Annotated in this window: 35 protein-coding genes; 7 read left to right on the forward strand and 28 right to left on the reverse strand. The window is 64.1% G+C overall.

Annotated features, from left to right (window positions below; genetic code table 11):
* Positions 1 to 63 precede the first annotated feature (63 nt).
* The 7 genes from ompR (at position 64) to rapA (ending at position 9,316) form a co-directional block, all read left to right on the forward strand.
* Positions 64 to 789 carry an osmolarity response regulator transcription factor OmpR gene (gene ompR / locus NDK18_RS04885; protein WP_250627238.1) on the forward strand — a complete coding sequence of 242 codons (726 nt, stop codon included), beginning with the start codon at positions 64 to 66 and terminating at the stop codon, positions 787 to 789.
* Positions 786 to 2,048, forward strand: a complete 1,263-nt coding sequence (locus NDK18_RS04890; protein WP_250627239.1) for an ATP-binding protein — start codon at positions 786 to 788, stop codon at positions 2,046 to 2,048. The genes ompR and NDK18_RS04890 overlap by 4 nt, the downstream gene beginning before the upstream one ends.
* Positions 2,049 to 2,146: 98 nt before the next feature.
* Entirely contained in the window at positions 2,147 to 2,422 is a 276-nt protein-coding gene (locus NDK18_RS04895; protein ID WP_250627240.1) for an EF-hand domain-containing protein, read from the forward strand.
* Positions 2,423 to 2,433: 11 nt separating this feature from the next.
* Entirely contained in the window at positions 2,434 to 3,243 is an 810-nt protein-coding gene (locus NDK18_RS04900; protein WP_250627241.1) for a sterol desaturase family protein, read from the forward strand.
* Between the two features lie 210 nt (positions 3,244 to 3,453).
* Complete coding sequence (locus NDK18_RS04905) at positions 3,454 to 5,724, forward strand: TonB-dependent receptor (RefSeq protein ID WP_250627242.1); 2,271 nt, start codon at positions 3,454 to 3,456, stop codon at positions 5,722 to 5,724.
* Positions 5,724 to 6,410 carry a tetratricopeptide repeat protein gene (locus NDK18_RS04910; RefSeq protein WP_250627243.1) on the forward strand — a complete coding sequence of 229 codons (687 nt, stop codon included), beginning with the start codon at positions 5,724 to 5,726 and terminating at the stop codon, positions 6,408 to 6,410. Before NDK18_RS04905 ends, NDK18_RS04910 begins: the two co-directional genes overlap by 1 nt.
* Before the next feature lie 74 nt (positions 6,411 to 6,484).
* Positions 6,485 to 9,316, forward strand: a complete 2,832-nt coding sequence (gene rapA, locus NDK18_RS04915; RefSeq protein WP_250625434.1) for an RNA polymerase-associated protein RapA — start codon at positions 6,485 to 6,487, stop codon at positions 9,314 to 9,316.
* On the opposite strand, the gene NDK18_RS04920 is transcribed toward rapA, so the two are convergent.
* The 28 genes from NDK18_RS04920 to rplC form a co-directional block, all read right to left on the reverse strand.
* Positions 9,309 to 10,682: a class II 3-deoxy-7-phosphoheptulonate synthase gene (locus NDK18_RS04920; protein WP_250625433.1), complete on the reverse strand. Its 1,374-nt coding sequence runs from the start codon at positions 10,680 to 10,682 to the stop codon at positions 9,309 to 9,311. The genes rapA and NDK18_RS04920 overlap by 8 nt on opposite strands.
* Positions 10,679 to 11,209, reverse strand: coding sequence for a disulfide bond formation protein B (locus tag NDK18_RS04925; protein ID WP_250625432.1), 531 nt, complete (start codon positions 11,207 to 11,209; stop codon positions 10,679 to 10,681). The genes NDK18_RS04920 and NDK18_RS04925 overlap by 4 nt, the downstream gene beginning before the upstream one ends.
* Before the next feature lie 159 nt (positions 11,210 to 11,368).
* On the reverse strand, positions 11,369 to 11,752 hold the full coding sequence (rplQ, locus tag NDK18_RS04930; RefSeq protein ID WP_250625431.1) for a 50S ribosomal protein L17: 384 nt from the start codon (positions 11,750 to 11,752) through the stop codon (positions 11,369 to 11,371).
* 35 nt (positions 11,753 to 11,787) lie between these two features.
* A complete protein-coding gene (locus NDK18_RS04935) occupies positions 11,788 to 12,786 on the reverse strand; it encodes a DNA-directed RNA polymerase subunit alpha (RefSeq protein ID WP_250625430.1) in 999 nt (332 codons plus the stop codon).
* A gap of 16 nt (positions 12,787 to 12,802) precedes the next feature.
* Positions 12,803 to 13,429, reverse strand: a complete 627-nt coding sequence (gene rpsD / locus NDK18_RS04940) for a 30S ribosomal protein S4 (RefSeq protein ID WP_250625429.1) — start codon at positions 13,427 to 13,429, stop codon at positions 12,803 to 12,805.
* Positions 13,430 to 13,439: 10 nt separating this feature from the next.
* Entirely contained in the window at positions 13,440 to 13,826 is a 387-nt protein-coding gene (rpsK, locus tag NDK18_RS04945; protein ID WP_007513384.1) for a 30S ribosomal protein S11, read from the reverse strand.
* 11 nt (positions 13,827 to 13,837) lie between these two features.
* A complete protein-coding gene (gene rpsM / locus NDK18_RS04950) occupies positions 13,838 to 14,194 on the reverse strand; it encodes a 30S ribosomal protein S13 (protein WP_250625428.1) in 357 nt (118 codons plus the stop codon).
* A gap of 126 nt (positions 14,195 to 14,320) precedes the next feature.
* A complete protein-coding gene (gene secY / locus NDK18_RS04955; protein WP_250625427.1) occupies positions 14,321 to 15,649 on the reverse strand; it encodes a preprotein translocase subunit SecY in 1,329 nt (442 codons plus the stop codon).
* A 4-nt stretch (positions 15,650 to 15,653) separates the two neighbouring features.
* Entirely contained in the window at positions 15,654 to 16,085 is a 432-nt protein-coding gene (gene rplO, locus NDK18_RS04960; RefSeq protein WP_250625426.1) for a 50S ribosomal protein L15, read from the reverse strand.
* Between the two features lie 3 nt (positions 16,086 to 16,088).
* Positions 16,089 to 16,295, reverse strand: a complete 207-nt coding sequence (rpmD, locus tag NDK18_RS04965; protein ID WP_250625425.1) for a 50S ribosomal protein L30 — start codon at positions 16,293 to 16,295, stop codon at positions 16,089 to 16,091.
* Positions 16,288 to 16,797, reverse strand: a complete 510-nt coding sequence (gene rpsE, locus NDK18_RS04970; protein ID WP_250625424.1) for a 30S ribosomal protein S5 — start codon at positions 16,795 to 16,797, stop codon at positions 16,288 to 16,290. Before rpsE ends, rpmD begins: the two co-directional genes overlap by 8 nt.
* Before the next feature lie 126 nt (positions 16,798 to 16,923).
* On the reverse strand, positions 16,924 to 17,280 hold the full coding sequence (rplR, locus tag NDK18_RS04975; protein ID WP_250625423.1) for a 50S ribosomal protein L18: 357 nt from the start codon (positions 17,278 to 17,280) through the stop codon (positions 16,924 to 16,926).
* 23 nt (positions 17,281 to 17,303) lie between these two features.
* Positions 17,304 to 17,831: a 50S ribosomal protein L6 gene (gene rplF / locus NDK18_RS04980; protein WP_250625422.1), complete on the reverse strand. Its 528-nt coding sequence runs from the start codon at positions 17,829 to 17,831 to the stop codon at positions 17,304 to 17,306.
* A 10-nt stretch (positions 17,832 to 17,841) separates the two neighbouring features.
* Positions 17,842 to 18,240, reverse strand: a complete 399-nt coding sequence (rpsH, locus tag NDK18_RS04985; RefSeq protein WP_250625421.1) for a 30S ribosomal protein S8 — start codon at positions 18,238 to 18,240, stop codon at positions 17,842 to 17,844.
* 130 nt (positions 18,241 to 18,370) lie between these two features.
* The gene (gene rpsN, locus NDK18_RS04990) at positions 18,371 to 18,676 is read right to left on the reverse strand and encodes a 30S ribosomal protein S14 (protein ID WP_250625420.1); all 306 of its coding nucleotides are present in this window, start codon (positions 18,674 to 18,676) and stop codon (positions 18,371 to 18,373) included.
* Positions 18,677 to 18,692: 16 nt separating this feature from the next.
* Entirely contained in the window at positions 18,693 to 19,232 is a 540-nt protein-coding gene (gene rplE / locus NDK18_RS04995) for a 50S ribosomal protein L5 (protein ID WP_250625419.1), read from the reverse strand.
* A gap of 12 nt (positions 19,233 to 19,244) precedes the next feature.
* On the reverse strand, positions 19,245 to 19,559 hold the full coding sequence (gene rplX / locus NDK18_RS05000; protein WP_250627244.1) for a 50S ribosomal protein L24: 315 nt from the start codon (positions 19,557 to 19,559) through the stop codon (positions 19,245 to 19,247).
* Positions 19,560 to 19,572: 13 nt separating this feature from the next.
* Entirely contained in the window at positions 19,573 to 19,941 is a 369-nt protein-coding gene (gene rplN / locus NDK18_RS05005) for a 50S ribosomal protein L14 (protein WP_250627245.1), read from the reverse strand.
* A 15-nt stretch (positions 19,942 to 19,956) separates the two neighbouring features.
* Entirely contained in the window at positions 19,957 to 20,220 is a 264-nt protein-coding gene (gene rpsQ, locus NDK18_RS05010; RefSeq protein ID WP_250625416.1) for a 30S ribosomal protein S17, read from the reverse strand.
* Between the two features lie 11 nt (positions 20,221 to 20,231).
* Positions 20,232 to 20,417, reverse strand: coding sequence for a 50S ribosomal protein L29 (rpmC, locus tag NDK18_RS05015; protein ID WP_250625415.1), 186 nt, complete (start codon positions 20,415 to 20,417; stop codon positions 20,232 to 20,234).
* Entirely contained in the window at positions 20,417 to 20,830 is a 414-nt protein-coding gene (gene rplP, locus NDK18_RS05020) for a 50S ribosomal protein L16 (protein ID WP_250625414.1), read from the reverse strand. The genes rpmC and rplP overlap by 1 nt, the downstream gene beginning before the upstream one ends.
* 11 nt (positions 20,831 to 20,841) lie before the next feature.
* Positions 20,842 to 21,570, reverse strand: a complete 729-nt coding sequence (rpsC, locus tag NDK18_RS05025; RefSeq protein ID WP_250625413.1) for a 30S ribosomal protein S3 — start codon at positions 21,568 to 21,570, stop codon at positions 20,842 to 20,844.
* A gap of 15 nt (positions 21,571 to 21,585) precedes the next feature.
* Entirely contained in the window at positions 21,586 to 21,921 is a 336-nt protein-coding gene (gene rplV, locus NDK18_RS05030; protein ID WP_250625412.1) for a 50S ribosomal protein L22, read from the reverse strand.
* Positions 21,921 to 22,193: a 30S ribosomal protein S19 gene (gene rpsS, locus NDK18_RS05035; protein WP_250625411.1), complete on the reverse strand. Its 273-nt coding sequence runs from the start codon at positions 22,191 to 22,193 to the stop codon at positions 21,921 to 21,923. Before rpsS ends, rplV begins: the two co-directional genes overlap by 1 nt.
* 12 nt (positions 22,194 to 22,205) lie before the next feature.
* Positions 22,206 to 23,027 (reverse strand): 50S ribosomal protein L2, encoded by an 822-nt coding sequence (gene rplB, locus NDK18_RS05040; RefSeq protein ID WP_250625410.1) that lies wholly within the window; start codon positions 23,025 to 23,027, stop codon positions 22,206 to 22,208.
* A 17-nt stretch (positions 23,028 to 23,044) separates the two neighbouring features.
* Positions 23,045 to 23,338, reverse strand: coding sequence for a 50S ribosomal protein L23 (rplW, locus tag NDK18_RS05045; protein WP_250625409.1), 294 nt, complete (start codon positions 23,336 to 23,338; stop codon positions 23,045 to 23,047).
* Positions 23,335 to 23,937, reverse strand: coding sequence for a 50S ribosomal protein L4 (gene rplD / locus NDK18_RS05050; protein ID WP_250625408.1), 603 nt, complete (start codon positions 23,935 to 23,937; stop codon positions 23,335 to 23,337). Before rplD ends, rplW begins: the two co-directional genes overlap by 4 nt.
* Before the next feature lie 10 nt (positions 23,938 to 23,947).
* Positions 23,948 to 24,589: a 50S ribosomal protein L3 gene (rplC, locus tag NDK18_RS05055; protein WP_250625407.1), complete on the reverse strand. Its 642-nt coding sequence runs from the start codon at positions 24,587 to 24,589 to the stop codon at positions 23,948 to 23,950.
* Between the last annotated feature and the right edge of the window lie 17 nt (positions 24,590 to 24,606).

Below are 24,606 nucleotides of genomic sequence, written 5' to 3' on the forward strand. Positions count from 1 at the left end.
GGGAAACATCCTGTTACAAACGCAGCACTCGTCGCCCCGGTGGACACGGTGCAGAATTCCCCCATGGCCGAAACCCCGCCCCCTGCAAATATTCTCGTCGTCGACGACGATGCGCGCCTGCGCGATTTGCTCGTGCGCTACCTGGAGCAGCAAGGCTTCCGCGCGCAGGCCGTGGGTGACGGCAAGGAAATGGACAAGGCACTCTCGCGCGGCCACGTCGACCTGATCGTGCTCGACCTCATGCTGCCGGGCGAGGACGGGCTTTCGATCTGCCGGCGCCTGCGTGGCCAGGGCGTGGAAACACCCGTCATCATGCTCACCGCCCGCGGCGACGACATCGACCGCATCGTCGGCCTGGAAATAGGCGCCGACGACTACCTGGGGAAGCCCGGCAACCCGCGCGAGCTGGTGGCGCGCATCAATGCCGTGCTGCGCCGGGGCCGCGCACCCGGCGGCGGCCCGCGCATCGACGGCGGCCAGGTTTGCTTCGGCAGGTTCGTGCTGGAACTAGGCACGCGCCGGCTGTTGCGCGACGGCGAACCGCAGCGGCTGACCACCGGCGAATTCGCCGTGCTCTCTGCCCTGGTCGGCCGGCCGGGCCTGCCGCTCACCCGCGATCAGCTGATGAGCGCGGCACGGGGACGCGAACATGACGCCTTCGACCGCAGCATGGACGTGATGGTCAGCCGCCTGCGCCGGTTGATCGAGGAAGACCCGCGCCAGCCACGCTACCTGCAGACGGTGTGGGGGCATGGTTATGTGTTCGTGCCCGACGAAGCTGGCGCATGACATCCTCGACCTCGCTGTTTCGCCGCCTGCTGTGGTTGCTGTTGGCTACGGTGCTGCTGATCGTGGTGATCGGCGCGACGACCTTGCGTTACAGCGGCAGCCGCGTCGCCAGCGACTACGAGGCACGGGTGCTGGCCACCCAGGTACATGCCGCGGATATCCTGCTGGCACAAGGTCACGACGATCAGCTGGCCTCCATGGGCATCGAGCATTCGGCCGCCGCGCCATTGGCCATTCGCCCCGTGCTTCCGATGTTGCGCAACCTCCAGGAGGAGTTACAAGCGCAGCTTCCCGACCGTCAGGTGCGCATGCAGGGCCGGCTACGTGCCTTCGTCTGGGTGTCGGCCGCCGCACCCAGTCGAGGCTGGATCGGCCTTTCGCTGCCGGGCTTCCGCGCGCCGCTGTTCCGCACGGCGATCGTCACGGCGGTGCTGGCGGGCCTGCTGGTGTTGCTGATCGCCGCGGCCTATGCACGCAGCCTCACCCGGCCCTTGAAGATGCTGGCCGATGCCGCGGGCGACGTCGTCTCCGGCGGTACCGTGCCACCGATGCCGCCACGCGCGGCGCGCGAGTTCAAGGAACTGCACGCAGCCCTTACCCAGGCCGCAGCCGAACGGCAGCGTAGCCGGCGCGATCGCGACCTGATGCTGGCGGCGCTGTCACACGACCTGCGTACACCACTGGCACGCATGCGCCTTGCGCTGGAGATCGCGCCGCCTGGTGATGCCACGCTGCGCGAAGGCATGGAGGCCGACATAGCGGCCATCGATACGCTGAGCGGGCAATTCATCGATTTCGTTCGCGATGGCACGGAAGAACCCGTGGCCGATGTGGATCTGGCCGCCGTGCTGGCCGAGCTCATCGCAACGCTCGCACGCGACCGGACTCAATGGCTTGTGCAAAGCCCGGCCACGCTCAACGTGCGCGGCCGGCCGATGGCGCTGCGTCGCGCGATGGACAACCTTATCGCCAACGCGCGCAGGCACGGCGCGCCGCCTTACCGCGTGGAACTTTCGCAATCGGCCGGCACTGTGCGTTTCGCCGTCGCCGACCATGGACCAGGCGTACCGGCAGCCTTGCTGCCGCTGCTGGGCGAACCCTTCGTGCGTGGCAACAGTGCGCGCAGCGATGCCCTTGGCAGCGGCCTGGGGCTTGCCAGTGTGCGGCGCGTGGCGATGGCCCACGGGGGCTCGCTTGACCTTGAGAACCAGCCCGGCACCGGATTCCTTGCCGTGCTGACTCTCAAGGCCAGCGGCTGACGGGCAACATCCGCTTACAAATTAACTACACCGGCGAAAAGCCCCGCATGGGCGCCGTGCCTAAAGTGTCCGCACCTCCCCCACTTAAGGCACCTGCCATGCGCCGTAGTTTCATTCTCCTCTCGCTCTGCTTCATCGCCGTCAGCGCCTGCGCGCAGGACAACGGCCGCATGCAGAAGATCGCCCAGCAAATGGCGGAACGCTTCACCAAGGCTGACATCAACGGTGATGGCATGCTCACGCGCGAGGAAGCCAAGGCGATGCCGCGCGTTTCCTCGCATTTCGACGAGATCGATGCCAATCACGACGGGCAGGTGTCACTGGATGAAATCCGCGCCTATGCGGTGGCTACACGCCAGTCCAAGAGCTCGTAATGCCCGCGGGCATGCACCAGCTTGCATATACCGCGCCTGTGCTGCTGGTGCTTGCCGCGGCCGAAGGCATCTACCTTTGGTTGCAGCGATCGGACCGATTTGACTGGCGCGACTACTTCGCCTCGCTGGGCGACGTGATCGGCCGCGCCGTGGTCACGCGCGTCCTGGGCCTGGGAATCGCCGGCTCAGTACTGGCTTTCGTCTTCGCCCATCGCGTGGCGACGGTGCCAATGCACATGTGGTGGGCGTGGCCGCTGCTGGGGGTGCTGCATGACCTCTGCTACTACGCCATGCATCGCGCCGACCACCGCGTGGCCTGGTTCTGGGCTTCGCATGCGGCGCACCACTCCACCAATGGCTTTCACCTGTCCGCAGCCTACCGGCTGGGCTGGACCTCGCGCATCACCAGCAACGCGGTATTCTTCGCACCGCTGGCGTGGCTGGGTTTCCCGGTGCCTGCGATCCTGCTGGTGACGGCGGCGAACCTGCTCTATCAGTTCTGGCTGCATACGGAACTGATCGGCAAGCTTGGCTGGCTGGAGTGGGTGTTGAACACGCCCTCGCATCATCGCGTGCACCACGCCAGTAACGCTCCTTACCTGGACCGCAACTACGGCGGCGTCTTCATCGTCTGGGATCGCCTTTTCGGCAGCTTTGCGGCCGAGCAGGCGGGCGAGCCCTGTCGCTACGGCCTTACCGAGCCGTTGCTGTCGCACAACCCGTTCCGCATCGCCACGCATGGCTGGTGGCTGCTGTGGCGAAAGGTCCGTGGGGCGAGGGGAACGTGGGCCCGAGTCATGGCGGCGATAGGGCCGCCGTGAGTAATTGCGAATGCGCATGAAGTTGCGAATCATTCGTAATTAATGATATCTTGATGGTCTGCCCGGGTTTTACCCGGGTCTTCGGGACCGGAAAGCAGCCTGCAGGCAGTGCGCAACGGACGCGCCGGTCTTCGATTCGACATCCCAGAGCCAGGCCGGCAGCACCGGTCGAGCCAGCGAACCGAACTGACTTGCCAAGGATCCTCCCCGATGCGTTCCCTCGACTTCGTGACCGCGGCGGCCTCGAGCCCCCGCCGCTTGCTTGCTACCGCCCTGGGTCTGGCCTTTGCCGTTCCCGCCACGGCTGCTGAACCTGCCGCCGCGTCCGCGCCCGACGCCCTGGACCCCCAGAAAGCGACCAAGCTCGACGAGATCGCCGTCCGCGCCAATACCGTCAACGCTGCCTCTCCCAAGCTCACCGCCCCGCTGCTCGATACGCCGCGCGCGGTATCGGTGATCCCCAAGGCGGTGATCCAGAGCACCGCTTCCACCACCCTCACCGAGGCCCTGCGCACGGTGCCGGGCATCACCTTCGCCGCCGGCGAAGGCGGCACGGCTGTGGGCGACCGCCCGCTGATACGTGGCTTCGACGCGGTGTCGGATATCTATGTCGACGGCGTTCGCGACTCAGGGACTCAGACCCGAGAAACCTTCGACGTGGAACAGATCGACGTGATCAAGGGTCCGTCGTCGGTATACACCGGCCGAGGGTCGGCGGGTGGCAGCATCAACATCGTCACCAAGGCACCGAAGGCCGAGAACTTCACCGATGCAAGCCTTGGCCTGGGCACCGACAACTACAAGCGTGGCACGCTGGACGCGAACTACCTGGTGAGCGACCACATCGCAGCACGCCTGAACGTCATGGGCCACAAGAACGACGTGCCCGGCCGCGACGAAGTCTGGGGCAAGCGCTTCGGCATCGCCCCGTCGGTCACCTTCGGCATCAACACGCCCACGCGCCTCACGCTCGACTACTACCACCTCAACACCTACGACCTGCCCGATAGCGGCATTCCGCTCGACGGCCCGTACACCACCGGCCCCTTCGCCGGTACCGGTACCGGCAAACCCGCGCACGTGGACCGCAACAATTTCTACGGCTTCGCCGACCGCGATTTCCGCAAGACGAAAGCCGATATCGGCACGGTGCGCTTCGAGCACGACTTCGCCGACACCTTCACCATCCGCAACACCACACGCTATGGCGTTACCTCGAACAATTACATCTGGACGAACCCGGACGACAGCTCCGGCAACCTGCCCTTCGGCTATGTCTACCGCTCGGCCAAGAGCCGCATCGCCGATACCCGCACGGGTGTGAACCAGACCGACCTTACAGGTGAATTCACCACCGGCTCGATCAAGCACAACTTCGCCACCGGCCTGGAATTCGCGCTGGAGAAATCCAACGTCGACCAGTACAACGTGGTGCAACCGCCGGGCCCGGGCATCGCCGGTCGCAACTGCGCGGCCAGCCCGCTCTTCTTGAGCCAGTTCGCCTGCACGTCGCTGCAGAATCCCAATCCGCACGATCCGTTCCTGGGCAGCTACGCACCGCGCAACACGCCCACGCAGAATCGCTCGTTCACCCGCTCGGCCTACGGTTTCGACACGCTCACCTTCAACGAGCAGTGGCTGCTGAACCTGGGCCTGCGCTACGACGACTTCAGCACCCGCGTGTTCGTGCCCACCGGCGCCACGCCGGCGGCGCGCAACCTTCGTTCGGACGTGGATTTCTGGACCTACCAGGCAGGCCTGGTGTTCAAGCCGGTATCCAACGGCAGCATCTATGTTTCCTACGGCACCTCGGCCAACCCCTCGGGCGTGGCTAACGGCGAGGGCAGCGGCGACAACGCGAACATCAGCGTGCAGACGCAGGACCTCAAGCCCCAGAAGAGCAAGAACATCGAAGTGGGTGCGAAATGGGACGTGTTCGATGAACGCCTGAACCTGACTGCCGCCGTGTTCCGCTCGGAGATCACCAACGCGCGCGTGGCGATTGACGCGGCCACCACGGTGCTGGCCGGTACCAAGCGCGTGGAGGGCATCGAACTGGGCCTCACCGGGCGCATCACGGAGAAGTGGAGCGTGTTCGGCGGCGTCACCCACCTGAACCCGGTGCTGGTGGACAACGGTCCGGGTGCGGCGAATATCGCCAACAACGGCAACCAGTTCCCCAACACCGCGCGCAACAGCGGCAGCCTCTGGACAACCTATGCGGTGGCCAGGCGGATCACCGTGGGCGTGGGTGCCTTCGCCATCGACAAACAGTACGGCAACGTGCAGAACACCAAGTACATCCCAGGCTACACACGCTTCGACGCGATGGCCGCCTGGCAGGTGAACGACACCTTGAACCTGCAGCTGAACGTGCAGAACCTCACCGACAAGAAGTACTACGACAAGATCTACAGCTCGCACTACGCCACGGTGGCCCCGGGCCGTTCGGCGTTGATCACGGCCAACATGCACTTCTGATGGCCATCGACGCCGCCAACGCCGCCACGCGAATGCGCGACGCCGCGCGCGGCGGCGACGCGGCGGCGCAAGCCACGCTGGGCCAGTTGTATCTGGACGGCCATGGCCTGCCGCGCGATGCGGCGGAAGGTTTCTACTGGTTCCAGGAAGCCGCCCACCGCGGCGTGCCGATGGCGATGAACATGGTCGGGCGCTGCCATGAGAATGGCTGGGGTACACAGGTTGACTGCGAGCGTGCCGTGGCCTGGTACCGGCGTGCCGCCGACCATGGACTGGATTGGGGTTTCTATAACCTGGCCCACGCCCACGCCAATGGCCGCGGCGCCGCGCACGATGTAACGCGCGCTTTTGCCCTTTTTGCCCATGCGTCATCCATGGGCCATGCGCGCGCCATGTATTTCTTGGGCCATTACCACGAGCACGGTTTAAGCGTGCCGGTGGACGTGGCCCGCGCCTGTGCCTTGTACGAGAAATCAGCCGAATTGGGCGATTACCGCGGGCGCTGTGCCTGGGCGTCCGTCTTGGCCGGCCGCGGACAGGTGGACGATGCCGCCGCCTTGCTGCGGGCCGCGATACCCGATGCACCGGGCCATTTCCTCGAACCGCTGGCTGGCGCGCTTGATGCTTCACCACATCAGGCGTTGCACGATATCGCCACTCAGATCCGTGCCAGCGGACGCTTATAGGAACTACGGGTAGGCAGCACGGCAAAGGTAGGGGGATAATCTACGACCCGAAGCCCCATGAAGTGCCTTAATCGATGTATCAGCCTGGCCAACGTTGGATCTCCACCGCCGAACCCGAGCTTGGCCTCGGCACCATCCTGCGCGTGGAAGGGCGTGGCGTCCAGGTGCTGTTCGCCAAGGCGGGGGTGTTGCGCCCTTACGCATCGGACAGCGCGCCGCTGGTACGCGCAGAGTTCCGCGCCGGACAGCGCGTGGCTGGCAAGGGCGTGGCCTTCCTTGTCGAGCGCATCGAAGTTCGCGAAGGATTGTTCGTTTACCGCGGCGAAGGCCGTGAACTGGAAGAAGGCCAGCTCGACGATGAACAAAGCGTCTCGCAGGCCGACGACCGCCTGATCGGCGGCCGCACCGACCCGGTCGACCGTTTCGACTTGCGCCTGGAAGCGCTGCAACGCCACGCCGCGGCGCGTCGTTCACCTTCGTGGGGATTGCAGTCGGCCCGTATTGGCCTGGTGCCGCACCAGCTGCGCGTGGCTGGTATCGCCGCCGCCCGTCGGCCGCCGCGCATACTGCTGGCCGACGAAGTGGGTCTGGGCAAGACCATCGAGGCCGGCATGATCCTCGCCCGGCAGCTGGCCACCGGACGTAGCGGCCGCGTGCTGGTATTGGTGCCCGACACCCTGGTTTACCAGTGGTTCGTCGAATTGCTGCGTCGTTTCAACCTGGCCTTCGCCATCTTCGACGAAGATCGCTGCGAGGCCATCGAGCAATCCGGTGACGGCCGTAATCCTTTCGAGGACGAACAGCTCGTCATCGCCGATTTCGCCTTCCTCGAACACCATCCCAAACGGGCTGGGCAGCTGCGCGATGCTGCCTGGGATCTGGTGGTAGTGGACGAAGCGCACCACCTGGAATGGTCGCCCGAGGGCGCAAGTCCCCGCTATGAACTGGCCCAGGCCCTGGCCGCGACGTCTCCGGGCGTGATCCTGCTCACCGCCACTCCCGAACAACTGGGCCGCACGGGCCATTTCGCCCGCCTGCGCCTGCTCGATCCACAGCGCTACCACTCGCTGGAAGCCTATATCGGGGAATCGGACGGCTTCCACGAGCTTTCCGAGGTCGCCAACACGCTGGTGGAGGGATCGCCCCTGTCCGCAGCGCAACGCGCCTTGCTTGCCGACCGCTTCACCAACGATGCGGAGATCCTGGCCGCACTGGACAAGAAAGACGCCTCGCGCGAGATCCTGGCCGCCCTGATCGACCGCCACGGAACTGGACGAGTGATGTTTCGCAACCGGCGTGCCGGCATTGGCGGTTTCCCCTCGCGCAAGCCCGCGATCGAGGTACTGGACGCCGACGGCCTCGACGAGACGCACAAGCAGGCGTTGCTGGCGGAATTCCGCGCCGATGCGCAACAACCGCCTGGCCCGATCGAACCCGACTACGCCGACGATCCGCGCTTGGCAGCGCTGGTGCGCCTGCTCGAAACCCACCCCGACGACAAGTTCCTGTTGATCTGCCGCAGCCAGGCGAAGGTGGTTGCCCTGGAAGAAGCCCTGCGCACGCGCAGCGGCGTGGGCGTGGCTCGCTTCCACGAAGGCTTGGGGATCGTGCAGCGCGATCGCAACGCGGCGTTCTTCGCCTCCGAGGGTGGAGCACGCCTGCTGCTGTGTTCGGAAATCGGCTCGGAAGGCCGCAACTTCCAGTTCGCCCATCGGCTGGTGCTATGGGATCTTCCGCTAGATCCGGATCTGCTTGAGCAGCGTATCGGTCGCCTGGACCGTATCGGCCAGAAACACGACATCATCATCCATGTGCCGGTGGTGGCCGACAGCGCACAGCACGTGTTGGCCCGCTGGTATGACGAAGGGCTCGATGCCTTCCGTTCCAGCCCGGCCGATGGCCGCGAGCTGCTGCGCCGTTTTGGCCAGGACTTAGCCCACCTTGCCGATGAACACGCCCGCGGCGTGGACAATCGCGACCAGGAGCTCGAGGGGCTGATCGTGGAAACGCGAGGCGTCCATGCCGAGCTCTCGGCGCTGATCCAGTCCGGGCGCGATCATTTGCTGGAACTGGCCTCCAGCCGCGACCTGCACGCGGACGACCTGGTCCGCGCCTTCGCAACCGACGACGACGATGCCGGGCGCGATGACTTCATCCATCGCCTGTTCGAGCACTTCGGCGTGCATTCGGAGGAACTGGCCCGCGAGGTCACCCTGCTTGACCCGCAATATCTATCCACCGACGGCCTGCCTGGCTTCGAGGACGGCCCGGTATCGGTGACCGGCTCCCGCGAGCTGGCTCTGGCCCGCGAGGAACTGCCGCTGTTGCGCCTTGACCATCCGATGGTGGCCTCGGCCGTCGAGCTGATGGTCGGTGGCGAAACCGGCAACGCCGCTTTCATGGTGGACGACGTGCTGCCCGCGCGCACCGCATTGCTGCAGGCGGTGTACGTGGTGGAATGCGTGGCCGACCGCAAGCTCGACGCGGAGCGGTTCCTACCCGCCACGCCGATCGTCTACACGGTGGATACCCGCCTGGCTGAACGGGCCAATTTCGCGCCGAGTGACCTAGGGCTGCGCCGCGCCGCCGACCGCAACATCGAAGTGCTGCGCTATCGCAAGTTCCTCGCCAAACTGGTGCCGCCGATGCTGGAAAAGGCCGAGGCGCTGGCCAAGACGCACGCGGACAGCCTGGTGGAAGCGGCCATCGAGGCCGCTCGCACCGAACTTGATGGCGAACATGGACGCCTTGCCGCCCTGCGCGCGGTGAATCCGTCGATCAGCGAAGCGGAACTCAACGCCGTCGCCACCGAACGCGATGCCCTGCTCGCCGCCCTGCCCGCGGCGCGCATGCGGCTGGACGCCGTGCGCTTCGTGGTGAGCGGCGATTTCCTGGCGCTTAAATAGGCGTTGCCATGCCTCCGGACTTGCGCACGATCAGCATGGCCATTTCCAGCGCCTGCTCGTAGTTCAGGCGCGGATCGACCATCGACTTGTAGGCACGCTCCAGGCCAATTTCATCGAGCCCGCGCGCACCGCCAGTGCATTCGGTGACGTCCTCGCCGGTGAGCTCCAGGTGCACGCCACCCAGGCGGGTGCCGGCGGCGGCGTGGATATCGAAGGCCTGGTCGAGCTCGCCACTGATGTTGGCGAAGCGGCGCGTCTTGTAACCGTTGCTGGTGGATTCGGTGTTGCCATGCATCGGGTCGGCCACCCACAGCACGCGGCGTCCTTCCGACTTCACCGCATCGAGCAGCGGCGGCAACGCTTCGGCGATGCCGGTGTTGCCCATGCGGTGGATCAGGGTGAGGCGGCCGGGTTCATCGCCAGGATTGAGTACATCCACCAGGCGCATGAGTTGATCGGGCTTCACCGACGGGCCGATCTTCACCGCGATCGGGTTGCGGATGCCACGGAAATATTCGGTATGCGCGCCATCGAGCGCGGCGGTGCGCATGCCGATCCATGGGAAATGCGTGGACAGGTTGAACCAGCCCCACTGGCGCGGCACCTGGCGGGTTAGCGCCTGCTCGTAGTGCAGCAACAGCGCTTCGTGCGAGGTATAGAAATCCACCCGCTGGTAGCTGTTGATCGACTGGCCGGCGAGGGTCTCCATGAAGCGCAGCGAGTCGCCGATGCTCGCCACCATGCGGCGGTACTCGGCAGCCAGCGGGGAATGCTCCACCCAGGCCAGGTCCCAGTATTCGGGATGGTGAAGATCGGCGAAGCCACCATCGATGAGCGCGCGGACGAAGTTCATCGTCATCGCCGAGCGGGCGTGGGCCTTGATCAGGCGACGCGGATCGGCGCGGCGGGCGGCGGGGGTGAAGTCCGGGCTGTTGATGAGGTCGCCACGGAAGGCTGGCAGGGTGACGTCGTCGCGGGTTTCGGTGTCGGCCGAGCGCGGCTTGGCGTACTGCCCGGCGAAGCGGCCCACGCGCAGTACCGGACGCTTCAACCCATGCACCAGCACCAGGCTCATCTGCAGCAGCACCTTGAGCCGGTTGGAGATGATCGAACTGTTGCAGTCGGCGAAGCTCTCAGCGCAATCGCCCCCCTGCAACAGGAAGCGCTTGCCTTCCTGGGCCTCGGCCAGGCGCTCCTTGAGCGCAAGCACTTCCCATGAGGTCACCAGGGGCGGCAGCTGCCCGAGCTCGGCCAGCACATCGCGAAGTTCCGCGGCGTCCTCATAGGCCGGCTGCTGGAGCGCGGTGCGCGCCGTCCAGGATTCCGGGGCCCATTGGGCGGCTTCGTTCACGGGATGCAGTTTCATAAGCGGCTGGCCTGTAGCGGACGTAGGGTGTTGCGGTTGCGGCGGGTACCGGGCAGCAGGGCCCAGATGGAGAGCACGATGAACCAGAGGAGCGTCCAGGCCGGCATCGGCAGGCCCAGGATGGGTTCGATCTTGGCGCATTCACCGGAACCGGTGAATGCGAGCTTGAACATCTTCAGCAGTGGGAATGTGTCCCACAGATAGGCCAGCCCCGGCCCACAGGAAGGCACTTCGGAAGCCGGCAGGCTCTGCAGCCAAAGATGGCGCCCGGCCACCGCGATGCCGGCAAGCCCGCCCAGCAGCACCAGCGTGGCGTACACCTTGCGGCCACCGCGCGCGGGGCCATGCAGCGCGCCGACCAGGAAGAACAAGCCCATGAAGCACACCGCTACGCGCTGGAAGATGCACAGCGGACACGGATCGAGGTTCATCACGTACTGCGCATACAGGGCGAACCCCATCAGGCCGGCACAAACGACGAAACCAAGGGCATAGCGGGAGCGGAAGGACCAGGCGAGGGGATTCATAGAGTCATGATGCAGTGCGGGATAGTCACGTTACGCGCAAGCTGGCGATGAGGGAAGTCCCGCGGCGCAAGCGTTACAGCTGAAACAATCGCGGTAACGAAAAAGCCCCGGCAGGTTTCCCGGCCGGGGCTTTTCGTTTGAAGAACGCTTTTGAGGGCGTTATTCGGCGTCGACAGCCTCGACCTGCGGGCGATCGACCAGTTCCACGTACGCCATCGGCGCATTGTCACCCGGACGGAAGCCGCACTTGAGGATGCGCAGATAACCGCCGGCGCGTTCGCGATAACGGGGACCGAGCTCGACGAAGAGCTTGCCGACGGCCTGCTTGTCGCGCAGGCGCGCGAAAGCAAGACGACGATTGGCAACGCCATCGCTCTTGGCCAGGGTGATCAGCGGTTCAGCGACGCGACGCAGTTCCTTGGCCTTGGGCAAGGTCGTGCGGATCAGCTCGTGCTTGACCAGCGAGGAGGCCATGTTACGGAACATGGCTTCACGATGGCTGCTCGTGCGATTGAGTTTGCGTCCGGATTTTTGGTGGCGCATGGTCTTGTTCCAGTTCTAAAGAGGGCTAAGCGGGCTTAGCCCAGCTGCATGCCGTGCGAGAGGCCCGGCGGCGGCCAGTTTTCCAGTTTCATGCCGAGAGCGAGTCCACGACCGCCCAGCACGTCCTTGATTTCGGTAAGCGACTTCTTGCCCAGGTTCGGGGTCTTGAGCAGCTCCACTTCGGTCTTCTGAACCAGATCGCCGATGTAGTAGATGCTCTCGGCCTTCAGGCAGTTGGCCGAACGAACGGTGAGCTCGAGGTCGTCGATCGGGCGCAGCAGCAGCGGATCGAAACCGCCCTTCTCCGCCTTGCTGGTGTCGCTTTCACGGCGCGAGAAATCGCCGAACACGCCCAGCTGGTCGTTGATGATCTCAGCGGCCTTGCGGACCGCGTCTTCGGCACCGATGGTGCCGTTGGTCTCGATGTCGAGCACGAGCTTGTCGAGGTTGGTGCGCTGCTCCACACGGGCGGCGTCCACTTCGTAGGCCACGCGCAGGACCGGAGCGAACGAAGCATCCAGCTGCAGGCGACCGATCGGACGGGTGTCATCGTCCGGGTGCTGGCGCGCGCTGGCCGGCTGGTAGCCGACGCCGCGACGCACCTTAAGGCGCATGTTGAGGGCGACGTCCTTGGTCAGGTGGCATATCACGTGCTCGGGGTTGACGATCTCCACCGAGTGGTCGACGGCGATATCGCCGGCGGTGACCACGCCCTTGCCCTTCTTCGACAGCGTGAGGGTGACCTCATCGCCGCTGTGCTGGCGGATCGCGACGTCCTTCAGGTTCAGCAGGACTTCGATCACGTCTTCCTGCAGGCCCTCGAGCGTGGTGTACTCGTGGAGCACGCCGTCGATTTCAACTTCGACGATCGCGCTGCCAGGGATGGACGAGAGCAGCACGCGACGCAGCGCGTTGCCCAGGGTGTGGCCGAAACCACGCTCGAGCGGCTCGACCACGACCTTGGCGCGATTCGCACCAAGTTGCTCGACGCTGAGGCCGCGTGGCCGCAGCACACTAGTTGACGAAACTGCCATGCAAGGCTCCGGTGAATTACTTCGAGTAAAGCTCGACGATCAGCGCTTCGTTGATGTCGGCCGGCAGATCGCCACGGTCCGGCACGGACTTGAAGGTCCCCGCGAACTTCTTGGCATCCACTTCGACCCACATCGGGCGGAGGTCCATCGTGTCGTACACGGTGGCCGCTTCCTGTACGCGCAACTGCGTCCTGGCACGTTCGGTGAGGGAGACTTCGTCACCCGGGCGAACGTGGAAAGAGGGGACATTGACCTTCTTGCCGTTGACCACGACAGCCTTGTGCGAGACAAGCTGGCGGGCCTGGGCGCGGGTGACCGCGAAGCCCATGCGGTAGACGACGTTGTCCAGGCGCTGTTCCAGGAGGCGCAGCAGGTTTTCACCCGTGTTGCCCTTCTGGGTCGACGCCTTGGTGTAATAGTTCGCGAACTGGCGCTCAAGCACGCCGTAGATGCGCTTGACCTTCTGCTTCTCACGCAACTGCACGGCGTAATCCGACAGACGGGCGCGCTTGTTGGCGCCATGCTGGCCGGGCTTGTTTTCCAGCTTGCACTTGGAGTCCAGCGCGCGCGCCGGGCTCTTCAGACCGAGATCCGCACCCTCGCGACGGGCGAGTTTGCAGGTAGCTCCACGATAACGGGCCATGGTGGTCTCCTTAGACTCGACGCTTCTTGGGGGGACGGCAGCCGTTATGCGGAATCGGCGTGACATCAATAATGTTGAGCACCTTGTAACCCAGGGCGTTCAACGAACGTACGGCGGACTCGCGGCCCGGGCCGGGGCCCTTGATGCGAACCTCGACCGTCTTCACACCGTAGTCGCCGGCGGCGCGGCCGGCTTTCTCGGCGGCGACCTGGGCAGCGAACGGGGTGGACTTGCGCGAACCGCGGAAACCCGCGCCGCCAGCCGTCGCCCACGACAGGGCATTACCCTGGCGGTCGGTGATGGTGACAATGGTGTTGTTGAAGGAAGCCTGCACGTGGGCCACGGCATCCGTGACGACACGCTTGATCTTCTTCTTGGTTTTAACCGGCTTAGCCATAATGGAATCCGTTACTTCTTGATCGGGCGACGCGGACCCTTACGGGTGCGTGCATTGGTACGCGTGCGCTGACCGCGCACCGGCAGGCCACGACGGTGGCGGAGGCCGCGGTAGCAGCCCAGGTCCATCAGGCGCTTGACGGCCATGCCAATCTCACGGCGGAGGTCGCCCTCGACGGTGTACTTGGCGATCTCGGCGCGAAGCTTCTCCACTTCGCCCTCGCTCAGCGACTTGATCTGGGTGGTCGCGGTGACACCCGCGTCCACGCAGACCTGCTTGGCCCGGCTACGGCCGATGCCGTAAATACTCTGCAAACCGACCCAGACATGCTTCTGGACCGGCAAATTGACACCCGCGATGCGCGCCATGATGTTCTATCTCCGATGCGTTTCGTGCGCGGTAAACGCGCAATTCTAACCTGAATTGAATCAAACGGAAAGCCCTGTGGCCCTAAGGCCACTGCCCTCCACGGTTTTTGGGGGCCTGCGCCGCGTTCAGCTACGGCGCAAGTTGGACTTCTTGAGCAAACTCTCGTACTGGTGGCTGACCAGGTGCGCCTGCACCTGTGCAGTGAAGTCCATCACCACGACCACCACGATCAGCAGCGAAGTGCCACCGAAGTAGAACGGCACGTGCCACAGGTTCTGCATGAACGTCGGTACCAGGCAGACCAGCACCAGGTACAGCGCGCCCACACCGGTAAGACGGGTCATCACGGCATCGATGTACTCCCCGGTGGCGCGACCCGGGCGGATGCCTGGGATCAGCGCGCCGGAGCGCTTTAAATTGTCAGCCGTTTCCTGCGAGTTGAAGACGATCGCCGTATAGAAGAAGGCGAACGCAATCACCAGCACAGCGAACACGAGGTCGTGGACAGGTTCACCCTGGGTCAACGACGTCGTCAGGTACTGCAGCCAGCGGGACTGATGCGACTTGTCCAGCCAATTGGCGGCGGTAGCCGGGAAAAGCAACAGGCTCGAGGCGAAGATCGGCGGAATGACACCCGCCATGTTGATCTTCAGCGGCAGGTGGGAGGTCTGGTTCATATACGCCCGCTGGCCACCCTGGCGGCGTGCGTAATTGACCGTGATCCGTCGCTGTCCGCGCTCCATGAACACCACGAAGGCGATCGTGGCCAGCATCAGTACCACCACCATGATCAGGCGCAGCGGCGTGAGCTCGTTGTTCGAAGCCATGGTCAGGGTATGCGCCACGGCGCCCGGAAGCCCCGCCACGATACCGGCGAAAATCAACAGCGAGATGCCGTTACCGATGCCGCGCTCGGTGATCTGCTCACCCAGCCACATCAGGAACATGGTGCCAGCCGTAAGGCCAACCACCGCCGACATCACGAACCCGGCACCCGGCAGGTACACCACCGGAGCGCCCGAACCCTGGGCCACCTGGCCCTGGAACCCCACCGCCAGCATGAACGCCTGGAAGGCGGCCAGGCCAACGGTACCGAAACGCGTGTACATGGTCATCTTGCGACGACCGGCCTCGCCTTCCTTGCGCAGCTGCGCCAGGGAGGGGATGACCGAGCCCATCATCTGCACCACGATCGATGCCGAGATGTAGGGCACCACGCCCAACGCGAAGATCGAGAAGCGAGCCAGCGAGCCACCCGAGAACATGTTGAACATGCCCATCAGGCCGCCGCCCTGCTCCACCAGGCGAGTCATCGCTTCCGGATTGACGCCCGGGACCGGGATGAACGAGCCCAGGCGGAAGACGATCAGCGCACCAATCACAAAGAAGATGCGCTGACGCAGTTCCGTCAGCTTGCCCAGCGAGCCGAGCGTATTGCCCTGAGCTCCGGCCATGCGACTACTCCACGCTTCCGCCGGCAGCCTCAATGGCTGCCTTGGCGCCGACGGTGGCCAGAAGCCCCGTCGTTTTGATCTTGCGGCCGATCTCGCCCTTGGCGACGATCTTGACCTTCTTGGCGCGGCTGTCCACCAGGCCTGCTGCGTGCAGCGTGACCAGGTCGAACGTGTCGCCCTTGAGGTTGTTGAGCTGGTACAGGAACACCTGCTGGGTCTCGACCTTCTTCAGCGAGCGGAAGCCCACCTTGGGAAGGCGGCGCTGCAACGGCATCTGGCCGCCTTCGAAACCGACGCGGTGCGTGTTACCGGCACGGGCGTGCTGGCCCTTGTGGCCACGGCCAGCCGTCTTGCCCATGCCCGAACCAATGCCGCGGGCCACGCGAAGACGGGACTTGCGGGCGCCCTTGCCGGGCTTGATGTCATTCAGACGCATGATTTAATCCTCAACCTGAACCAGGTAGTAGACCGTGTTGATGAGGCCACGGACCTGGGGGGAATCCTTCAGCTCGCGCACGCTGTTGAGCTTCCCAAGGCCAAGGGCCTTGACGCTCAGGCGATGGCGGCCCTTGACGCCGCGCAGGCCCTTGACCAGACGTACGCGCACGGTGCCGGCGTTAGCGGCGGCTTCGTTCTTCTTAGCCATTACCCAGCACCTCTTCGATCGTCTTGCCACGCTTGGCGGCGATGCGCTTGGGCGAGGCCACGGCCTGCAGGCCCTTGATGGTGGCGCGGACCAGGTTGATCGGGTTACGCGAACCCACGGCCTTGGCCAGGACGTCCTTCACGCCGACCACTTCGAGCACGGCGCGCATGGCACCGCCAGCGATCACGCCGGTACCCTCGGAAGCGGGCTGCATGTAGACACGGGCAGCGCCGTGGTTGGCCTTGATGGCGTACCACAGGGTGCCGTTGTTCAGTTCGATGCTCACCATCTGGCGGCGCGCGCGCTCCATGGCCTTGGAGATGGCGACCGGCACTTCACGTGCCTTGCCATAACCGAAGCCGACGCGGCCCTCGCCATCGCCCACTACCGTGAGCGCGGTGAAACTCATCTGGCGACCGCCCTTGACCGTCTTGGCCACGCGGTTGACAGCGATGAGCTTTTCCAGCATCCCGTCGGAATTTTCACGATCATTCGAAGACATCTTCGTTTCCTGTACGCCCGGGACGTTTTGCCCGGGACTTTCGTTTACGGCTTGGTCGCCGCTTGGAGTTGTATGGAACTTAAGGTGCGCGGCCAGCAGCCCAGCCGTGCCCTGTGATGCGACTACTTAGAACTGCAGGCCAGCTTCGCGGGCGGCATCGGCCAGGGCCTTGATGCGACCGTGGTAGCGGAAACCCGAGCGATCGAAGGCGACCGACTCGACACCGGCAGCCCGGGCGCGCTCGGCGACCGTCTTGCCGACGACCGTGGCGGCCTCGATGTTGCGCTTGCTCTTCAGACCCTCGGCGACGGCCTTCTGCACCGTGGAAGCGGCAGCGACGACCTTGCCATCGGGTGCGAACACCTGGGCATAGATGTGCTGGCCGGTGCGGTGGACGCTCAGGCGATGGACCGCCAGCTCGCGGATGTGCGAACGGGTGGACTTGGCGCGACGCAGGCGGGATTCGTTCTTGTTCATGCTCATTTCCTCGAAAGCGGATAGGCCGATTAGGCCTTCTTGGCTTCCTTCAGGGTGATCTTCTCGCCGGCATAACGGACGCCCTTGCCCTTGTACGGCTCGGGAGCGCGGTAGGCGCGGATCTTGGCGGCAACCTGGCCGACGACCTGCTTGTCGGCACCCTTGATGAGGATTTCCGTCTGCGTGGGGACTTCGATGGTGACGCCAGCGGGCGCCTCGAAGACCACCGGGTGCGAGAAGCCCAGGGTGAGGTTGAGCGACTTGCCGGTCATGGCGGCACGGTAGCCGACGCCGACCAGCTCGAGCTTGCGCTCGTAACCGGTGGACACGCCGGTGACCATGTTGGCCAGGATCGCGCGGGCGGTGCCGCCGAACTTGTGGTCGGCGCCTTCGGTGACCACCACGTGCGTCACGCCGCCGTCGACATTGACGTCGATACCCGGCAGGCGATGGGTGCTCAGGGTGCCCTTGGGGCCCTTGACCGTGATGGCGTCGTTACCGACGGTGACTTCCACGCCCTTGGGCAGGTTGATCGGCTGTTTGGATACGCGGGACATCGTTCGCTCCTTACGCCACCTGGCCGAGGACTTCGCCGCCGAGGCCGCGAGCGCGGGCCTGGGCGTCGGTCAGCAGGCCGGCGGAGGTGGAAATGATGGAGATGCCCAGACCACCCAGCACCTTCGGCAGTTCGTCCTTGCCGCGGTACACGCGGAGGCCCGAACGGCTGACACGGGAAATCGTCTCGATGGCCGGCTGGCCTTCGAAATACTTGAGCTTCAATTCGAGGACCGGCTTGCCGGTTTCGTCAGCCGTGGCGGCGACGTCGAGGATGTAGCCTTCATTCTTCAGAAGGTTGGCAATTGCCACCTTCAGCTTCGACGACGGCATACGGACAACCGGCTTGCCCATGGACTGGGCGTTGCGGATGCGCGTAAACAGGTCGGCGATAGGATCAGTCATGCTCATGGGTAATTCCTGATGAGTCCACCGATATCCGATTGACCGGAAATCTTGAGTTGTATGCCGGCACGCGCCGGCCTGCGAGAACGCAGACCGACGACTATAGCAGGTTTTTGCAGCGAAAAGCTAGCGTGGTTTACCAGCTGGCCTTGCGCAGGCCCGGCACGTCGCCACGCATGGTGGCTTCGCGGAGCTTGTTACGGCCCAGGCCGAACTTGCGGTAGACGCCACGTGCGCGGCCCGACAACGCGCAGCGGTTACGCTGGCGGGAGGGGCTGGCATCACGGGGCAGCTTCTGCAGCTTGGCCTGTGCTTCCATCTTTTCTTCGTACGAAGCGGTGGGGCTGAGGACGAGCGCCTTCAGCTCCGCACGCTTGGTAGCGTACTTCTTGACGAGCTTGGTCCGCTTGATGTCGCGGTTGACCATCGAGGTCTTTGCCATGGTTTGTCTCGCGTTATCAGTTACGGAACGGGAAGCTGAAGGCCTCGAGGAGCGCCTTGGCCTCTTCGTCGGTCTTCGCCGTCGTGGTGATGGCGATGTCCATACCGCGCATCGCATCGACCTTGTCGAAGTCGATTTCCGGGAAGATGATCTGTTCCTTGATGCCGAAGTTGTAGTTACCACGGCCATCGAAGGCGCGACCGGAGACACCGCGGAAGTCGCGGGTACGCGGCAGCGAGATGTTGATCAGGCGGTCAAGGAATTCCCACATCTGCGCACGGCGCAGCGTGACCTTGCAACCGATCGGCCAACCGTCGCGGATCTTGAACGAGGCTACCGACACGCGGGCCTTGGTCGTGATCGGCTTCTGGCCAGCGATCGCGGCCATATCGGCCACGGCGTTGTCCAGGATCTTCTTGTTGCCGGCGGCTTCACCCACGCCCATGTTCAGCGTGATCTTGGTGATGCGGGGAACCTGCATCACATTGTCGTAACCAAAACGCTCGGTGAGCTTTTTGATGACGGATTCTTTGTAAAAGTTTTCGAGGCGCGTCATGACATGTCTTCCTTACGCGTCCACTACTTCGCCGTTGGACTGGAACACGCGCACCTTCTTCCCGTCACCGAGAGTCTTGATGCCAACGCGCGAACCCTTGCCGGTAGCGGAGTTGAACAGCTGTACGTTGGAGATGTGGATCGAAGCCTCGCGCTCGACGATGCCACCGGCCTGGTTGGCCTGCGGATTCGGCTTGGTATGACGCTTCACCACGTTAACGTTGGAGACGACCACACGGTCGCCATCAACGCGCAGCACGTCACCGCGCTGGCCTTTGTTTTTGCCGGTGATAACGACGACGTTGTCACCCTTACGGATACGGTTCATGTCTGGCCTCCGCTCAGAGCACTTCAGGCGCGAGCGAGACGATCTTCATGAACTTCTCGCTGCGCAGCTCGCGGGTCACCGGCCCGAAAATACGGGTACCGATCGGCTCGAGCTTGTTGTTGAGGAGGACGGCCGCATTCCCGTCGAAACGGATGGTGGAGCCGTCGGCGCGGCGAACACCCTTGGCGGTACGAACCACCACGGCGTTGTAGACCTCGCCCTTCTTCACCTTGCCGCGGGGGATGGCATCCTTGACGGTGACCTTGATCACGTCGCCAACCGAGGCGTACCGACGCTTGGAGCCGCCGAGCACCTTGATGCACATCAGTTCCTTGGCGCCGCTATTGTCCGCGGCTTGAAGCGTGCTTTGCATCTGGATCATGGCTGCACCCTCCCGTCAGACAATGTCAGCGCGGGTGATGATTTCCACCACGCGATGATGTTTGGTTTTCGACAGCGGACGGCACTCGGCAATCCGCACCACGTCGCCCTCGTTGGCGCCCGTTTCATCATGGGCGTGCAACTTGGTGGAACGACGGACGATCTTGCCCAGCAGCGGGTGCTGGACCTGGCGCTCGACCAGCACGGTAACCGTGTTGACCATCTTGTTGCTGATCACGCGGCCCTCGAGGGTGCGCGCGGCTTTCTTGTTATCGCTCATATCCGCCGTCCTTACTTCTTGCTGCCGAGCACGAATTTCGTGCGGGCAATATCGCGCCTAACGCGGCGCAGCTGGTGCGGCTGGGTGAGCTGGCCGGAGCCTTTCTGCATGCGCAGATTGAACTGCTCCTTGCGAAGGTCCAGCAGGTGCTTCTTGAGCTCGTCTGCCGACTGGTCTTTGATCTGCTTGGTGGCCATCACATCACCGCCCTGGAAACGAATTGCGTCTGGACAGAGAGTTTCGCCGCGGCCAGGCGGAACGCTTCGCGCGCCGTGGTCTCGTCGACACCCTCGATTTCATAAAGCATGCGGCCGGGCTGGATCGGGGCGACCCAGAACTCGACGCTGCCCTTGCCCGCGCCCATTCGAACTTCGATCGGCTTGCGGGTGATCGGCTTGTCCGGGAACACGCGGATCCACAGCTTGCCGCCTCGCTTGACGAAGCGGGTGATGCAACGACGCGCAGCTTCGATCTGACGGGCCGTGAGCTGACCATGGGTGGTCGCCTTCAGGCCGTACTCGCCGAAGCTGACGAGGTTGGAGGAAAATGCCAGGCCGTCATTACGACCCTTGTGCATCTTGCGGTACTTGGTGCGCTTTGGTTGCAACATGGCAACGCTCCTTACTTGGCAGCCCGCTCGCGATCGCGGCGGTTTTCACCACCCTCGCGACGCGGCGGCTGCGACTGTTCTTCCTTCGACGCCTCGGCCGTAGCGGCCGCGAGGTCGAAGATTTCACCCTTATAGATCCACACCTTGACACCGATGATGCCGTAGGTGGTCTTGGCTTCGGCGGTGCCGTAGTCGATATCCGCGCGCAGGGTATGCAGCGGGACGCGACCTTCACGGCTCCACTCGGAGCGGGCGATCTCGGCGCCGTTCAGACGACCGGAAACGTTGATCTTGATGCCCAGGGCGCCGAGGCGCATGGCATTGCCGACCGAACGCTTCATGGCGCGACGGAACATGATGCGACGCTCGAGCTGCTGGGCGATCGACTCGGCCACCAGCTGGGCATCCAGTTCGGGCTTGCGCACTTCGGACACGTTGATGTGGGTGGGAACACCCATCATCGCGGTGACTTCCTTGCGCAGCTTCTCGATGTCCTCGCCCTTCTTGCCGATCACCACGCCCGGACGGGCGGTGTGAATCGTCACGCGGGCGGTCTTGGCCGGACGCTCGATCTGGATCTTGCTGATGCCGGCCTGAGCCAGCTTCTTGCGAAGCATCTCGCGGACCTTAAGATCGGCCGAGAGATACTTGGCGTAGTCGCCCTTGTTGGCGTACCACTTCGAGTTCCAGTCCTTGGCAATGCCGAGGCGGATACCGGTGGGATGTACTTTATGACCCATCGTCTATTTCCTCAGTCAGTTGCCGACGACAACGGTGATGTGCGCGGTGCGCTTGAGAATGCGCGAACCACGACCCTTGGCGCGGGCGAACATACGCTTCATGGCCGGACCCTCGTCGACGAAGATGCTGGACACGCGAAGCTCGTCCACATCCGCGCCAAGGTTGTTCTCGGCATTGGCGACAGCCGACAACAGCACCTTGCGAACCAGGTGGGCGGCTTTCTTGTTGGTAAAGGCGAGCACGTCGCTGGCCTTGCCCACGGGGAGTCCGCGGACCAGGTCAGCCACCAGGCGAGCCTTCTGCGCCGAAATACGGGCGCCCCGGAGGATTGCTTTGGCTTCGGTGCTCATCACTTACCCTTCTTGTCGCCGGAGTGGCCCTTGAACGTGCGGGTCACCGCGAACTCGCCGAGCTTGTGCCCGACCATGTTCTCGTTGATCAACACGGGCACGTGCTGGCGTCCGTTATGGATGGCGATGGTCAGCCCAACCATTTCGGGCAGGATCATCGAGCGGCGCGACCAGGTCTTGATCGGACGCTTGTTGTTGGCCGCAACCGCGGCATCCACCTTTTTTACGAGGTGCAGGTCGACAAACGGACCTTTTTTTAGTGAACGAGGCATATTGGATATCCGTTACTTGCGGCGACGCACGATGAACTGCTGGGTGCGCTTGTTGCTGCGCGTCTTGTAGCCCTTGGCCGGAGTGCCCCACGGAGATACCGGGTGACGTCCGCCAGAGGTCTTGCCCTCACCACCGCCATGCGGGTGGTCCACCGGGTTCATCACCACACCGCGAACGGTGGGACGAATACCCATCCAGCGCTTCGCGCCGGCCTTGCCGAGCTTACGGAGGCTGTGCTCCCCGTTGCCCACTTCACCGATCGTGGCGCGGCATTCCACCGGCACGCGGCGCATTTCGCCGGAGCGAAGACGCAGCGTGGCGTAGCCCTGCTCACGCGCCACCAGCTGTACCGAGGCGCCGGCACTGCGCGCGATCTGCGCACCCTTGCCCGGCTTCATCTCGATGCAGTGAATGGTCGAACCCACCGGGATGTTGCGCAGCGGCAGGCAGTTGCCAGCCTTGATCGGCGCATCGGTACCCGATACCAGGCGGTCACCCACCTGCACGCCCTTCGGCGCGATGATGTAACGGCGCTCACCATCCGAATACACCAGCAGCGCGATGTGCGCGGTGCGGTTCGGATCGTATTCCAGGCGCTCGACGCGAGCCACGATGGACTCCTTGTCGCGCTTGAAATCGATGATGCGGTAGGCCTGCTTGTGGCCACCGCCGCGGTGACGGACCGTGATGCGGCCGTAATGGTTACGGCCACCGGACTTGGACTGCGACTCGGTCAGCGGAGCGTACGGAGCGCCCTTGTGCAGACCCGGGGTGCGGACGCTTACAGCGTCGCGACGGCCCGGCGAGGTCGGCTTGTGTGTGATTAGTGCCATCTCGAATAACTCCTGGCTCAGGCCTTGGCCGACACGTCGATCGTGTGGCCAGCGGCGAGTCGCACGTATGCCTTGCGCTTACCCTGGCGAACGCCAGCGCGCTGACGGAAGGACTTGGCTTTGCCCTTGCCATTGACGAGGTTCACGTTTTCGACCTTGACGTCGAAAAGGTGTTCCACGGCGGCGCGGACGTCAGCCTTGGTGGCTTCCGGGGCTACGACGAAAACATACTGGTTACCCTCGGCAAGACGGGCGGTCTTTTCGGAAATGTGCGGCGCGCGCAGCGTATTCAGGGTGCGTTCGTTGCTCATGCCAGCCACTCCTCGACCTTCTTGACCGCGTCTACCGTGAGCACGACGTAATCGGAACCGACCAGGCTAACCGGGTTCAGCGCCAGCACGTCCACTACGTGGAGGTACGGAATGTTGCGGGCAGACAGGTACATCGCCTCGGTGGCTTCCTCGGAAACCAGGAGCACGCGGCCGGAGACTTCAAGCTCGGCGAGCTTGGAGATCATGGCCTTGGTCTGCGCCTTCTCGAAATCAAAACCCGGGACGACCTTCAGGCGGCCGGCGCGGTTGAGCTCCGACAACATGGAGCGGATCGCGACACGGTAGGCCTTGCGGTTGACCTTCTGCTCGAAGCTGCGCGGCTTGGCGGCAAAGGTGACGCCACCACCGACGAAGATCGGTGCGCGGTAGTCGCCGTGACGGGCGCCGCCGCCCTTCTGCTTCTTGAATTTCTTGGTGGTACCGGACATCTCGCCGCGCGACAGCTGCGCCTTGGTGCCGGCTCGGCCGCCCGCGCGATACGCGGTGACGACCTGGTGGATCAGGGCGTTGTTCAGCTCGCGACCGAAGACCTCGTCGGACACGGTAAGCGGCTGGGCGCCAATGACATTGAGTTCCATGGCGTTCTCCTCAGCCCTTCGTCGTCGGACGGATCACGACGTCGCCACCGGGAGCACCCGGTACCGCGCCCTTGACCGCAATCAGGTGACGCTCGGCATCGACCTTGACCACTTCCAGGCCCTGCTGCGTGCGGTTGACCGCACCCATGTGGCCGGACATCTTCTTGCCTGGGAACACGCGGCCTGGCGTCTGGCGCTGGCCGATGGAGCCCGGCGCGCGATGCGACAGCGAGTTACCGTGAGTGGCATCACCCATCTTGAAGTGATGACGCTTGATGGTGCCCTGGAAACCCTTACCCTTGGACACGCCCTGCACGTCGACCACCTGGCCCACGGAGAACACGTCGTCGGCCTTGATTTCGGCGCCCACGGCGTACTTGGCGGCGTCGTCGGCCGACACGCGGAACTCGCGGATGACGCGACCCGGCTCGACCTTCGCCTTTGCATAATGGCCCTTCAGCGGCTGCGTCAGCAGCGAGGCGCGCTTGACGCCTGCCGCGAGCTGCACGGCGCTGTAGCCGTCAATTTCGTCCGTCTTCACCTGGGTCACGCGATTGGGCGTCGCTTCAATCAGCGTCACCGGAATCGAGCGGCCATCTTCAGTGAAGAGCCGGCTCATGCCGCACTTGCGGCCTACTAGTCCGATACTCATATGTGTATCCCTTTGTC

Origin of the sequence: Pinirhizobacter soli (assembly GCF_015905305.1) — a bacterium.
Taxonomy (GTDB): domain Bacteria; phylum Pseudomonadota; class Gammaproteobacteria; order Xanthomonadales; family Rhodanobacteraceae; genus Pinirhizobacter; species Pinirhizobacter soli.